The sequence below is a fragment of the Streptomyces sp. NPDC096310 genome (assembly GCF_044763125.1).
In the GTDB taxonomy this organism is placed as follows: Bacteria; Actinomycetota; Actinomycetes; order Streptomycetales; family Streptomycetaceae; genus Streptomyces.
Map to the genome: position 1 here is coordinate 35,984 of NZ_JBIWFO010000012.1, position 12,682 is coordinate 48,665.

The following is a 12,682-nucleotide window of genomic DNA, read 5'->3' on the forward strand; positions in this document are numbered from 1 at the left end:
CGCCCCGGCCGGTGGCATCCGTACGACGGTGGGGTGTCCGCCGGGTGAACGTCAACGGCGCGGACCGGCCACCGCGTACGCGGCCCCGCCGACGGCGGCGAGGACCAGCGCCGTCCAGACGGCGGCGGTCGTGCCGGGCGGCTGGAGCATCCAGGTGGCCGCCCGCGCCCATGTCCCCTCCGTGGACGGCACGAAGAGCGCCACCGCGCACCACCCCAGCGGCAGCGCCCACGCTGCCCGGGCGCCCCACAGACACGCCCCGAGCGCGACGGCGCCCGCCGCCCCGGCCGCGTCGGCCACGACATGACCGGCCTCGAAGGCCAGGGACGCCGGCGTGCACAGCAGCAGCACCGCCCCGGCGAGCACCCCGATCAGCGCCACGTGCGCCGCCCGGAGCGGCGCCCAAGGGCGGGCCGCCGTACGGTCGAGCGCCGGGTCCTGCCCGCTCAGCCCGGTCGCGGTCGCCGCCACCGAGGCGGCCAGCAGCAGCGCCCGTATCCTCGGGTCGACCGGCGACCAGACGGAGGCCGACCACCCCGCCAGGGCGGCGATGAGCGCCACCCCGGCGAGCGCGGCGGGTAGATGGCGGGAGCGGGCGTACAGGGCGGGCCCGCGCAGTCCGGACCGTGCTCCGCTCACCGGGCGCCGCCGCTCGTACCGCCTGCGACCCGGGATCCGCCGTCCGTACCGCCCATGGCCCGAGCGCCGCCCCCCATGCCGTCCGTACTGCTCGTACCGCCCATGGCCCGAGCGCCGCCCCCCATGCCGTCCGTCAGCACCGTCAGCAGGTCCCGCTCGCCACCGCGTACGGTCAAGTCGGCGCCGCAGGTCAGCGTGGCGTCCCGCAGCGCCACGATCCGCTCGCGCTGTTCACCGGCGGGCAGCGCGCGCAGTGCCTCCCACGCGGGGCGCGCCAGTACGCCGGCGTCCTCGCGCAGATAGGCCAGGCCGGGCAGCGGCTTCAGCTCCCCGGTGAACCAGGCGGCGGACACCGTGCGCGCCGCCCACTCCCGTACGGCCCGCTTCTCGTCGTACGCCCGCTCCTGCTCCTCGGTGGCCAGAGGGGCGTGGGGGTCGAGACAGGGCGCGGTCCCGGCACCGGCCAGCAGGGCCCGGGTGGTCTCCTCGGGCGTGGCACCGTCGAGGTGCCGCACCTCGAAGTCGACCGGCAGCACCGCCGCGTCGCGCCGAACCGGAGCACCGGGCGGCCACGGCCTGACCGCCTCCCGTACGGACGTCGGCGCACCGGGAAGCCGGGACAGCAGCCGCAGCGCCTCCTCGGCGGGGCCGGCGAACCCGTCCAGCCGGGACTCGTGCAGGCGTGTGACGCAGACCCGCCCCTCGCACACCGGCTCCGTCACCGAGGCGTCGGCGATGTACGTGTCGTACCGGTCGCCCGGCAGGACCGGCAGCGCGACCGCCGCGCCCAGCGCCATCGGCACCAGGGCGAACAGCCGGGCGCGGACCCGTACGGCACGGGGAGCACGCCGCCCCACCGTGGCCAGCAGCAGGAAACCGGTGGCCGCCATGCCGAGCAGCCACAGTGCCTGACCCGCGCTCGTCTGCCAGGCGACGGTGAGGAACGCGCTGGGCGGGCCCACCAGCGCGGGCGAGAGGAGCATGACCTGCTGCGGTGCGGGATCCGGCAGTACATAGCCGCTGAGCAGCACCGCACCCATCAGGGTCACCACACCGAGCGCGGGCGGGGTGAACCGCGACGGTACGGTCCTGGCGATCCCCATGCCGAGCCAGCCACCGGCGATCAGCGCCAGCACCCCGACCGCCAGGATCGGCAGCCAGCTGAGCTGCGGGAGGGCGTTGTCGGCGAGGACCCGGACGACCCCGGACAGGAACACCAGCAGGTAGGCGACGGTGAGGGTGAGCGCGAAGGCGGTCGCGGTGCCGGCGGCGCGGTGCCGGCCGGGGCGTGACGCGGTCGCGAGGAGTTCGGACATACGGGAGCGGTGGTCCCGCAGCCCCTGCACCGCCCCGGCGACCACGGCACCGGGCCACAGGAACATCAGGAGCTCCCGCTGCCACCAGGCGGCCGCCGTGTAGCCGGCGGTCCACCGCTCGTCGCCGTGTGTCCAGGGGCCGGTGAGGAGATGGAGGTAGGCGAGGGAGACGGCAAGGATCAGGACGCCCGTCAACAGGGCTGCCGAACGCCGGAGTTCGATCCGCAGGATCCGGCCGAAGCGGGTCCCGCGACCGGCCGCGGAGCCCACGTCCGGTACGGGGGAGGGGAGTACGGAGGCGGGCGGGGAGGAGGTCACCAGACACCGCCCTTGCCCTGCTCGGGGCGGGCCAGGAGCGCGGTGTAACCGCGTTCCAGCGGACTGTCGCCCGCATGCTCCTCGCCGCCCGCGGCGGAGAGTTCGTCCGGGGTGCCGCGGAAGACCAGACGGCCGTCCGCGATCAGCACCACGTCCGTACAGGCCGCCGCGACATCCTCCACCAGATGGGTGGAGACCACCACGCAGCTCTCCGCGCCGAGTTGGATCAGCAGCTCGCGGAAGCGCAGCCGCTGCGCCGGGTCGAGCCCGACGGTCGGCTCGTCGAGCAGCAGGACCGCCGGATCGTTGACGATCGCCTGCGCGATGCCCACGCGGCGCACCATGCCGCCGGACAGGGTCTTCATCCGGTGGTCGGCGCGGTCGGCGAGACCCACGCGCTCTACGGCGCGCTGGACCGCGCCGGGGATGTCATGCGCGGGGACCTCCTTGAGCCACGCCATGTACTCGACGAACTCACGGACGGTGAAGCGCTTGTAGTACCCGAACTCCTGCGGCAGATAACCGATCCGGCGCCGCAGCTCGCGCCGCCGGCTCTGGTCACCGGCGGACGCGCCGAGCAGTTCCAGAGTGCCGGAGACGGGGTTCAGGACGGTGGCGAGCGCACGGATGAGGGTGGTCTTGCCCGCCCCGTTGGGCCCGAGAAGCCCGTGCACACCGGTGCCCAGCTCCAGGTCGAGCCCGTCGACGGCGATCTTCCGGCCGCCCGCCCGTACGGTCAACCGCTCGGCTCCGATCTCCCAGGCATAGGCCCTGGGCGCCACTTCGGCGGCGGTCACGGCACGTGTCACGGCACGCGTCATGGTCGAACCTCCTCGCTTGTCGGTCTGGGTCGTTCTCAGCGCTGGGCGCCGAGGACGGTGAACGCGCCCCTGCGGGCGACCACGACGGCCACCCCGAGCACGAAGAGCACGCCCCACAGCGGCAGGGCGCCGGTCCCCAGGGCGAAGGCCGTACCGTTCAGGGCCACGGCCGGTGCCACGATCCCCCCGGCCCACACCGCCACCAGAACGGTCGCGGCGCGCGTCACCCCGATCAGCCCGCCGAGCGCGAGCGTGCCGGTGGTGAAGGCGAGACAGGGCAGCAGCCACTGTGCGAGCGCCGTGCCGGTGAGCCAACCGGCCACCGCCAGAACGGAGATGACGACGACGAGCATGGCCGTCGTCCGCCTGAGCACCAGAGGGAGCCCGGCGCGCGGGGTGGCCGTGACGATCTCGTACGCCGGATCGAGCCCGCGCGCCCACGATGCGGCGACGCCGAACACCGGCAGGACCGGGGCCAGCAGCGCGACGAGGGAGAGGGACCGGGGGGCCACGGCCTCAAGGAACACGGCGAGGAGCCCGGCGGCCACGGTCATGCAGAGCCAGGGCACCATCACCGGCGACGCCCAGGACGCGAGCGCCAGATGGCGCGGGCGGCGCCGGGGAGCCGGGGCGGTGCCGGGGAGCAGCGGCGCCAGCTCCGACCAGACGCCGTCTACGAGCGTGGCGACGTCCGGGGCATGCGCGGCGGCGGCGGTGGCAAGGCGCCCGCGGCAGGCGGCGCAGCACTCCAGATGGGCTTCGAGGGCCCAGACCTGGTCGGCGGGGATGCCGGTGTCGCCACGCGCGTACCGGAGGACGAGCCGCTCGGAGGCGTGCCGGACCCCCTGTTCCGCATCGCTCTCTTCCCCGGTCTCTCCGCTCATGACAGTGCCTCCCGCATCGCTCTCCGTGCCCGCCGTGCGCGGGTCTTGACGGTGCCCTCCGGCACCCCGAGCAGGACGGACGTCTCCCGTACGGTCAGCCCGTCCAGCACCATGGCCCGCAGGACGTCGCGCAGTTCGGGCGCCAGCGCCCCCAGCGCGTCCCCGACCTCGCCGCCCACCGACCCGGCCAGCACCTCGTCCTCGGCGGCGGGCGCCACCGCCCCCGCGGCGCCCGCCTGTTCGGCCACCGCCCCCGGCAGCCGCGCGTGGTGCGCGCGCCGCCGGAAGGCGTCGACGAGGCGGCGGGCCGCGATCGTCCACAGCCACCCGACGGCGGACCCGCCGACGGCGGCCCCGGCGAACGCGCCCGCGGCGCGCCACACGGCGAGATACGTCTCCTGCATGACCTCGGCGACGATCTGCTCGTCGGCACACCGCCTGCGCAGCCGAACGGCCAGCCACGGCGCCGTACGCCGGTACAGCTCCTCGAACGCGGCGCGGTCGCCCTTGGCGACGAGCCGGACGAGTCCTTCTTCGTCCAGCTCCGCGGGTCTCCTCCTGCGTGTTCTCACACCGGCCAGACGCACGGAGGGGGCGCCCGGGTTTTCCTGCCGGTGTGCCGTGCGTCACATCGGAAACGTAGTGCGGTGGCTTGTAGCATTTCCGCACGGTGCGTACGGGTCACGGACCGTGCGGGGCGACGGGGGACGACATGATCGAACTGTCCGAGCTGATCCGCGAGTTGCGGCAGGAGCTGAACTCCGCGATGACGGACGGCCGGGACGAGGCGGTCCGTTTCGAGCTGGGCCCGGTGGAGGTCGAGGCGACCGTCGCCGTGGACCGCGCGGGCTCCGCGAACGGAAAGGTCCGCTTCTGGGTCGTCGAAGCGGGCGCCGACGCTTCGTACACCCACGCGCAGACACAGCGGATCACCCTCACCCTCCAACCCGTCCTGGTCGCCCCCGACGCGGCGAGGGGCCCCGTCCTGATCGCACGCGACGAGGCCGACGGGGAGCGCTGAGACAGCGGTGACGGGGGAGCGGCGGAACGCCGATCAGGCGCTACGGGCCGACCGTGCCGCCGAAATCATGGTCGCCCTGCCCGACGGCGGGCGCCGGGGCTCGGGGTATCTGGTCGCGGCAGGCCGCCTGCTCACCGCCGCGCATGTCGTGGCGGGCGCCACGGGGGTACGCGTACGGTTCGACGCCGACCGGCCGGGCGAACGTACGATCCCGGCCGAGGTGGTCTGGTCGGACACCGGGATCGACGTGGCGGTCCTGGCCCTGCCGGCGGACGGCTTGGCACCGGAGCCGGTGCGCCTCGCCAGGATCAGCGAGTCCGACGCCGTGCTGCGGTGCAGCACGATCGGCTTTCCGGGGTTCAAACTCCGTACGGACAAGGACGGTTCACGCTACCGCGACTCCGAGCACGTCCACGCGACCTGCGCCGTGCTCTCCAACCGCCGCGAGGGCACGCTCGACCTGGCCACCACCCCTCCCCACGCGTCTGTGGACGCGGCGCGTTCCCCCTGGGAGGGCATGTCGGGCGCGCCGGTGTTCACGGGCGGCCGCATGGTCGGCATCGTCGCCCACCACCACCTCGGCGACGGCGACGGCCGCCTTGCCGCGCAGCGCGTGGACCGCTGGCCGGAGCGACTGACCCCCCGGGGGCTCCGGGAGCTGGAGGAGATCCTGGGCTGCGGAAGCCTGGCCCTGGCGGATCTGCCCGATGCTGTGCCCCCGTCCGGACTCGACCTGATCCAGAAGGCGCTCAGGATTCAACTGGAGGACATCGGCCCCGTCGACCTGTTCGGCCGCGCCCGCGAACTCCAGGACCTCACCGCGTTCTGCGGCGGCCCCGACCCCTACCAGTGGCTCCAGGCGCCCCCTTGGGCCGGGAAGACCGCCCTGGCGGCCTGGTTCGCGCTGTATCCGCCGCGCGGGGTGGTGCCCGTGTGGTTCTTCATCACCGCACGCTTCGCGAGCCAGAGCGACAGCGCCGCGTACGCCGAGGCGGTGACCGACCAACTCGCGGCGATCGCAGGGCGCGAACCCGCCGACCACCGCTCCGCGATCGCCCGCGAGGGCGAGCGCAAACTGCTCCTGAAGGAGGCAGCGGAGCGGGTCGCCCAGGAGGGCGGCACGTTGCTGCTCGTCGTCGACGGCCTGGACGAGGACCAGTCCCTCGTCCCCGGCGGAGGCGCGGGCCCGAGCATCGCCTCACTCCTGCCCCGACGACTGCCACCCAACGTCAGGGTCCTGGTGACCAGCAGGCCGGGCCCCGGCGTCCCGCCGGACGTCCCGAGCGATCACCCGCTGAGGGGGTGCGAGGTCGTCCGGCTGAGCACGGTGGAGGCAGCCCTCCACACCCAGTACGAGGCCACTTACGACCTCTCCCGGGCGTTCTCCGGGGACGACGTGCTCGTCAGAGACCTCGTCGGCCTGCTGGCGGCGGCACGCGGCAGCCTGACCCTCCACGACCTGCGCCACCTCACCGGCGCCCATCGGACGGCGGTACGGGCGCGGCTGGGCAGCGCGTTCGGCCGCATTCTGCGGATGCGTGGGCAGAGCGGCGGCAGCGTCGGTCCGTCGGGCAGAACGTACGACGAGAGCCGCGGCTACCTCTTCGCCCACGAGACGCTGCTGGAAACGGCCCTGGCCGAACTGGGCCCCGACGTACACCCGTACCGCGAGCGCCTGCACAAGTGGGCGGCGTGGTACGTGGAGCAGGGCTGGCCGCAGGACACGCCGTCGTACCTCCTCCAGGCGTACGCGCGCATGGTGACCGCGCTCGGCGACCTCGACCGGGCGACGGCCCTCGCCACGGACCTCGGGCGCGCCGACTGCCTGCGCGAGGCGACGGGCAGCGACGCGGCGGGCCTCGCGGAGATCGAGGCGGTACGGGAGGCGGTCCTGGCGGCCGACGCCGACGACCTCGGCTCCCTGACGGTCCTCACGGTCGCCCACGCCCTGCTGGCCCGCCGCAACCGGGCGCTGCCGCCCGGGATTCCGGTGGCGCTGGCCCGGCTGGGGCACACGCGGCGGGCGGTGGGCATGGCGCGCAGTGTGTTCCGGCCGGAGGACCGGGCGCGGGCGCTGGCGGGGGTGGCGCGGGTGCTGGCGGAGCGGGGGGACGATCAGGCGGAGGCTGCGGCGATTGAAGTAATGCGAGTGGCGACGTGGCTGTCGATGCAGGACGGGAATTGGTCGGCCGTGCTCAAGGCGGACGTGACGGCAGCCGCGGTGGCCGTGGCGACGACAGGGCGGACGAGCTTGGCGCTCGGTATGGCTGAGTTCCTTCACGCGGGAGAAGCCTCGACGTTGGCGGCGTTGCCGCTGGTGGAGGTGGCGATAGTCGAGAGCAGGCGGGACCCCGACCGCGCGTTCCGGCTGCTGCGTGAAGCGGAGGAGTCACTGCACAGGAGGGTCGGCGCCGAGGAGATAAGAGTGATGGCAGCCGTGGCGAAGGGCTACGCGGCCATCGATCCGCGCCGTCAGAACCACCTTCACGACCGGATCACGCGGGCCGCCGAGCACGCCGATTCTCGCGGACTGGCAGCTGCCGCCAGCGCCCTGCACAACGCCCGTCCGGAAGAGGCGGTCCGGCTCGCACGGCGGGCGGCACGACACCTGAGGGGGGAACTGCGCGATCTGGAGCCGTCCGTACGGTCCTTCCAACTCGTCGACGATGTGGTTGTCGCGTTGGCGGACACCGGTGCGGTCGACGAAGCACAGGAACTTCTTGAGGCCGCTGGCAGGCTGTTGAAGGACGCCCCAAGGGTGTGGACGGCCATCGCGCTGGGCAGGGCCCGCGAGGGGCGGGCTGCTGAGGCGTGGGCCGCGCTGAAGGCCGGAAAGACGGACAGTTCAGGGCTGGGCGTGACCTGGACCCTGCCCAAGGTCGCCGCGGTGCTCGCGGCGACGGGCCGTGCCGCTGAGCTGGAGGCGGCCGTACTCGCGGATCTGTGTAGGCCCCCGTGGCTGGCCGCCGAGACGCTCTCGGCGCTGGCCGGGTGCCTCGCGGCCGACGACGCGGAGTGGGCGACGCGGCTGGTGGCGGAGGCGGAGCGTACGGCGGCCGCGCTCGGCCGCGAGACGCACGACCGTGACAGCGACGAGTCCGTCGCCGTTCTGGCGAGGGCGCTGGCGGCCCTCGGCCGGTTCGACGAGGCCGAGTCCCTGATCGGGCGGATCGGTACGGACGCGGTACGTGTCTGGGCGCTGGCGGCGCTGTCGGTGGAACATGCGGCGGCCGAGGCAGCGGGCGCGTCGGGTCGCGGTGAGGCGCTGCGTCTGGCGCAGTCGGCGGCGGATGGAGCGGTGGGTATCCATGATTGGCTGGACCACGCGCGCGCCATGATCGTGGCCGCGCAGGCGCTGGGGTACGCCGGTGCCGACGACCGTGCTCGCGCCGTGGCCGAGGACATCCGGGACGGGCGGTCCGGCAGCGTCCATGGGGGAATTTTCGAGGACGCGGATGCCAGGAACCTGGCGCTCATCGCCATAGCCACAACACTTCGGGAGCGCGCACCGACCAGGGCCGTGAACTTCATGGACGACCTGTGGCGGCGCGCGCTGTCCCGCGATTCCTTGATCTACGGCCAGGTCTTCGTAACGTTCGTTGTCCTGCTCGTGGCCGCGGGCCACGACGGTACGGGGCTCACGGCCCCCCTCGCGGACACCGTGCGCCGCGTCTGCGGCGACAGCATCACGCAAGAGGCCCGGATTCTGAGGGCGCTGCTGGATTCGAGGTCCGATCCGGAGACTGCCCGAGAGTGGCTGTCGGGCCGGGCGGCAAAGGAGCTGACCGGTGCTGAGGGCCTGGCCATCATGGCCTGGAGCGACGACGGAACGGCCGTCGAAGTGCTGGACAGCGTCCGCGTCCGGACGGGCGCGGACTACGCGTCGCTCGCCGCGTACGTAGCCGGTGTGGGAGCCGACCGACTGATCCTCCAGGTATCAGGACCGGCTCACGACTTCAGGCACGCGATCCGCCAACTGTGCAGTCTCGTAGCGCCTCGTGAGGTCACCGCCGACCACCGCGCCCGCGCCCTTCCTCTCCTGCGCCAGGCCCTGACGGCCGAGGACTGGCACCATGCCCTTCCCATACTCGCCGTACTCGCCCCGGACGCCGTGCCTCGCGTACGGGACGTGGTCATGGCGCACCTCGGAGCGTCCGACGCACCCCCGGTTTCGCCCGGGGCGGAACCCGGCACCCTGACGGCCGGGCGTGACGCGCCTACGCTGTGAGGGTGACCAGCCACGCGCCGAACCGAGCCCGCGTCGTACCCCTGCGCCCGCGTACGGCGGCGACGGCCCCCGAGCCGGAGAAACAGGTCGGCGCCGAGGCCGGGAAGCCGGCCCGGGAACCTCTCTGGCGCCACCTCGTCGGGGACGTCCTGCGGCGCGAGCGCCTGGCGCAGGAGCGCACGCTGAAGGACGTCGCCGAGGCGGCCCGGATCTCCATGCCGTACCTCTCCGAGTTGGAGCGGGGCCGCAAGGAGGCGTCGTCCGAGGTCCTGGCCGCTGCCGCCGGGGCCCTCGGGCTCGGACTGGCCGACCTGCTCGCGCTCTCCCACGGCGAACTCGTCCGCCTGGACCGGGCGCGCACCCGCGTACGCCCTTCGGGGGGTACGGGCGACGGTACGGTGACGGCGCTGGTGGGGCGGAGCGCGCGGGGAACCTGGGCGCGGCGGGGCGAAGTGCGGCTGGCGGCCTGACCGCCGATCAGACGCGTGCCCGATGGACCTGGTCCATGGATTCGGTGGCCAACTGGCCCGGCGGGAACTCCGGTTGTGAACGGGGCTTCCGCCCAGACCGTTCCGTGGCGAGCAGCGCCAACGCGACCACCGTCTGCACGGCCATGACGAGCAACTGGGCGCCTGGCGAATCGACGCCCAGCAGCAACAGGCTCGAGTTGGCGGCGAAGTGGACCGCGATCGCCCCGGGGACGCCGGCGCGGTCGTAGGCGTAGCCGGCCAGCAGTGACATCGGGACGGCGCTGAGCATGAAGAGCAGCCCGCTCCACGAGGCCAGGCCGAATGTGGCGTGCACGGTCCCGTCGATGAAGAACAGCGGGAGGTGCCACACCGCCCAGATGGCGCCCAGGACCAGGCCCACCTGGTACCGGCCCAGCGATGCGCGCAGGCGCGGATGGGCGGTACCGCGCCAGCCGGGCTCCTCCGCCAACGGACCGCCGATCAGCATGCCGACGAGGAACGCGGCCGGACCGCCCGCGGTCCGTATCACGTCCTGTGCCTCCGGCAGGCTCACGGCCGGGCCACCCAACAGGTTCGCCGCCAGTACGCCGGCCAGCACCGTGGCGGATGTCACCAGCAGGAGCGGCGCCACCCAGAACAGCCGGAGACCCAGCCGAAGCCTCACCGTGTGTTCAGGGACGGGGTGACCGCGGCGGGCGCGGTGCGCCCGGACCGCGAGGGCGCCGATCGACGGGCCGAAGGCGCCGAACAGATAGGGCAGGACCGTGGGGGAGGACGTCGACGATCCGCCGAGCCAGATCGCGACGAGCCAGGACGCCCAGCTCGTCGTGAAGGTGACGGCCAGAAAGAGTCCGAGGCCGCTGGGTCGCCCGATCGGGCTTGTTGTATTCATGTCAATTTGCCTAACGGGTGTGGTCGGGTGGGCCATTGCCCGCGGTGGCTGCCCCCGCGGTGCTCCGGCGGCTCCGCGCCCCTCATTGATATCAACATTGAGAATGTTATCTCATGCGAGAGTATGAAGTCATGTCAACCGCCAACCTGCTCCTGCACCCGGTCCGGCTGCGCATCCTGCAGACGCTGCTCGGCTCCGGTCACCTGACCACCGCGCAGTTGCGCGTCCGGCTGCCCGAAATCGCGCCGGCGACCATGTACCGGCACATCGCCACACTCACCCGGGCGGGTGTCCTGGAGGTGGTGAGCGAGAGACGGGTGCGTGGCGCCGTGGAGCGTAGCTACCAGGTCCGTCAGGAGATGGCCGTGGTCGGCCAGGACGCGCGGAAGGCGATGACACTGGAGGACCACCGCCAGGCGTTCGCCGCGTTCTCAGGAGCCCTGCTGGCGGACTTCGACCGCTACCTCGCCCGGGACGACGCCGATCCCGCCGCCGACGGCGTCGCCTACCGGCAAGGCGCGGTCTGGCTCACCGAGGAGGAGTTCGCCGAGCTGGTCACGGAGATCCAGGCGCTGGTCGCCGCGCGCTCCGACAGGGCCCCGGGCGACGGCCGCACCCGTCACCTCCTCAGTCTCGCCGTCGTACCGGACGAGCCAGGAGAGCAACCCGGTTGACTCCGCCCGCTCCGTCACCTCCGTGTCCGGTTGTGGTCAGCGCACCGGCACCGCACCCGTCACCTCCGCCGGCTCAGCACCTCGTCGGCGAGCCCGTACGCCACCGCCTCGTGCGGCGTGAAGACCCGCTCGCGGTCCATGTCCGCGCGCAGGGTCGCCATGTCGTGGTGGGTGTGCCGGGACAGGATCTCCTCGACCTCGGACCGGATCCGCACCATCTCCTTGGCCTGGAGGCTGAGGTCGGAGACCGTCCCCTGGTGGCCGCCGCTCGCGGGCTGCCCCAGCAGCACCCGGGCGTGCTCGAGCACGTAACGCCGCCCCGGGTCCCCGCCCGCCAGCAGCACGGCCGCGGTCGAGGCCGCCTGGCCCACGCAGAAGGTCGAGATCGGCGACCCGATGAACGTCATCGTGTCGTAGATCGCCATGAGCGAAGTGAATGACCCGCCAGGGGAGTTGATGTACACCGAGACCTCGGTTCCCGGATGCGCGGACTCCAGGTGGAGCAGCTGCGCGATGACGACGTTGGCGACACCGTCGTCGATCTCGGTGCCGAGGAAGATGATCCGCTCCGACAGGAGCCGGCTGTAGATGTCGTACGCGCGCTCGCCGCCCTGCGGGGTGCGCTCGACGACGGTCGGGATCGTGTACTGGCCCATGTCAGAGCCCCATCCGTCGCTGCGCGGCGGCCGGCCGTACGTCGGCGAGCGACGAGACCACCCGGTCGACCATGCCGTACTCCCTGGCCTGCTCGGCCGTGAACCACCGGTCGCGGTCGCCGTCGCGGGAGACCGTCTCCACGGCCTGGCCGGTGTGCTCCGCGGTGATCCGCTCGATGGCCCCCTTCATGAATTCGAGGTTCTCGGCCTGGATCGCGACGTCGGCGGTGGTCCCGCCGATGCCGGCCGACGGCTGGTGCATCATGATCCGCGCGTTCGGCAGCGCGGCGCGCTTGCCCCGCGCGCCCACCGTGAGCAGGAACTGCCCCATGCTCGCGGCGAATCCGATGGCGAGGGTGGCGACATCGTTCGGGATGAGCTGCATCGTGTCGTAGATCGCCATTCCGGCGGTGACCGAGCCGCCGGGGCTGTTGATGTACAGCCCGATGTCGCCGCGCGGGTCCTCCGCCGACAGAAGCAGCAACTGGGCGCAGACCCGGTTCGCGGAGACATCGGTGACCTCGGTGCCGAGCACGACGATCCGCTGGGTCAGCAGCCGCGCGGCGAGATGATCGTCGAACGGCGTGGTCGCCGTGCCCGCCCCCGCGCCCTGCTCGGCGGCGTACGGGCCCGGTGCGAGATCCCGGTCGGTGACGAATGGAGACATCGTTCCTCCTCGATGTGACGCGACGCCGGTCGCCGCGCGTTCGTCTCCACCCTTGCCCGGCAACCGGCCCGACGCCCGCTCGCTCTGCCGTCAGCA

At 73.1% G+C, this 12,682-nt stretch carries 12 protein-coding genes; 4 read left to right on the top strand and 8 right to left on the bottom strand.

Annotated features, from left to right (window positions below; translation table 11 throughout):
* Positions 1 to 51: 51 nt before the first annotated feature.
* The 5 genes from ACIQ7D_RS22275 to ACIQ7D_RS22295 are packed head-to-tail and all read right to left on the bottom strand — an operon-like array spanning position 52 to position 4,550.
* Positions 52 to 639, bottom strand: a complete 588-nt coding sequence (locus ACIQ7D_RS22275; protein ID WP_403940089.1) for a hypothetical protein — start codon at positions 637 to 639, stop codon at positions 52 to 54.
* The gene (locus tag ACIQ7D_RS22280; protein ID WP_403940091.1) at positions 636 to 2,273 is read right to left on the bottom strand and encodes a hypothetical protein; all 1,638 of its coding nucleotides are present in this window, start codon (positions 2,271 to 2,273) and stop codon (positions 636 to 638) included. The genes ACIQ7D_RS22275 and ACIQ7D_RS22280 overlap by 4 nt, the downstream gene beginning before the upstream one ends.
* Complete coding sequence (locus ACIQ7D_RS22285) at positions 2,270 to 3,094, bottom strand: ABC transporter ATP-binding protein (protein WP_403940093.1); 825 nt, start codon at positions 3,092 to 3,094, stop codon at positions 2,270 to 2,272. The genes ACIQ7D_RS22280 and ACIQ7D_RS22285 overlap by 4 nt, the downstream gene beginning before the upstream one ends.
* Before the next feature lie 35 nt (positions 3,095 to 3,129).
* Positions 3,130 to 3,978, bottom strand: a complete 849-nt coding sequence (locus tag ACIQ7D_RS22290) for a zf-HC2 domain-containing protein (protein WP_403940095.1) — start codon at positions 3,976 to 3,978, stop codon at positions 3,130 to 3,132.
* Entirely contained in the window at positions 3,975 to 4,550 is a 576-nt protein-coding gene (locus ACIQ7D_RS22295) for an RNA polymerase sigma factor (protein ID WP_403940097.1), read from the bottom strand. The genes ACIQ7D_RS22290 and ACIQ7D_RS22295 overlap by 4 nt, the downstream gene beginning before the upstream one ends.
* 140 nt (positions 4,551 to 4,690) lie before the next feature.
* Here ACIQ7D_RS22295 and ACIQ7D_RS22300 point away from each other — a divergent pair, with 140 nt between their 5' ends.
* The 3 genes from ACIQ7D_RS22300 to ACIQ7D_RS22310 are packed head-to-tail and all read left to right on the top strand — an operon-like array spanning position 4,691 to position 9,697.
* The gene (locus ACIQ7D_RS22300) at positions 4,691 to 4,999 is read left to right on the top strand and encodes a trypco2 family protein (protein WP_403940099.1); all 309 of its coding nucleotides are present in this window, start codon (positions 4,691 to 4,693) and stop codon (positions 4,997 to 4,999) included.
* 7 nt (positions 5,000 to 5,006) lie between these two features.
* Complete coding sequence (locus tag ACIQ7D_RS22305) at positions 5,007 to 9,227, top strand: trypsin-like peptidase domain-containing protein (RefSeq protein WP_403940101.1); 4,221 nt, start codon at positions 5,007 to 5,009, stop codon at positions 9,225 to 9,227.
* A 2-nt stretch (positions 9,228 to 9,229) separates the two neighbouring features.
* Positions 9,230 to 9,697 carry a helix-turn-helix domain-containing protein gene (locus tag ACIQ7D_RS22310; RefSeq protein WP_403940103.1) on the top strand — a complete coding sequence of 156 codons (468 nt, stop codon included), beginning with the start codon at positions 9,230 to 9,232 and terminating at the stop codon, positions 9,695 to 9,697.
* Positions 9,698 to 9,704: 7 nt separating this feature from the next.
* Here the strand turns inward: ACIQ7D_RS22310 and ACIQ7D_RS22315 are convergent, their stop codons facing one another.
* Complete coding sequence (locus ACIQ7D_RS22315) at positions 9,705 to 10,589, bottom strand: lysostaphin resistance A-like protein (protein ID WP_403940105.1); 885 nt, start codon at positions 10,587 to 10,589, stop codon at positions 9,705 to 9,707.
* A 131-nt stretch (positions 10,590 to 10,720) separates the two neighbouring features.
* On the opposite strand from ACIQ7D_RS22315, the gene ACIQ7D_RS22320 reads away from it, so the two are divergent.
* Complete coding sequence (locus ACIQ7D_RS22320) at positions 10,721 to 11,263, top strand: helix-turn-helix domain-containing protein (protein ID WP_403940107.1); 543 nt, start codon at positions 10,721 to 10,723, stop codon at positions 11,261 to 11,263.
* 59 nt (positions 11,264 to 11,322) lie between these two features.
* Here the strand turns inward: ACIQ7D_RS22320 and ACIQ7D_RS22325 are convergent, their stop codons facing one another.
* Together ACIQ7D_RS22325 and ACIQ7D_RS22330 are read right to left on the bottom strand one after the other, a co-directional pair.
* Positions 11,323 to 11,919: a ClpP family protease gene (locus ACIQ7D_RS22325; protein ID WP_403940109.1), complete on the bottom strand. Its 597-nt coding sequence runs from the start codon at positions 11,917 to 11,919 to the stop codon at positions 11,323 to 11,325.
* A 1-nt stretch (position 11,920) separates the two neighbouring features.
* Positions 11,921 to 12,586 carry a ClpP family protease gene (locus ACIQ7D_RS22330; RefSeq protein WP_403940111.1) on the bottom strand — a complete coding sequence of 222 codons (666 nt, stop codon included), beginning with the start codon at positions 12,584 to 12,586 and terminating at the stop codon, positions 11,921 to 11,923.
* Between the last annotated feature and the right edge of the window lie 96 nt (positions 12,587 to 12,682).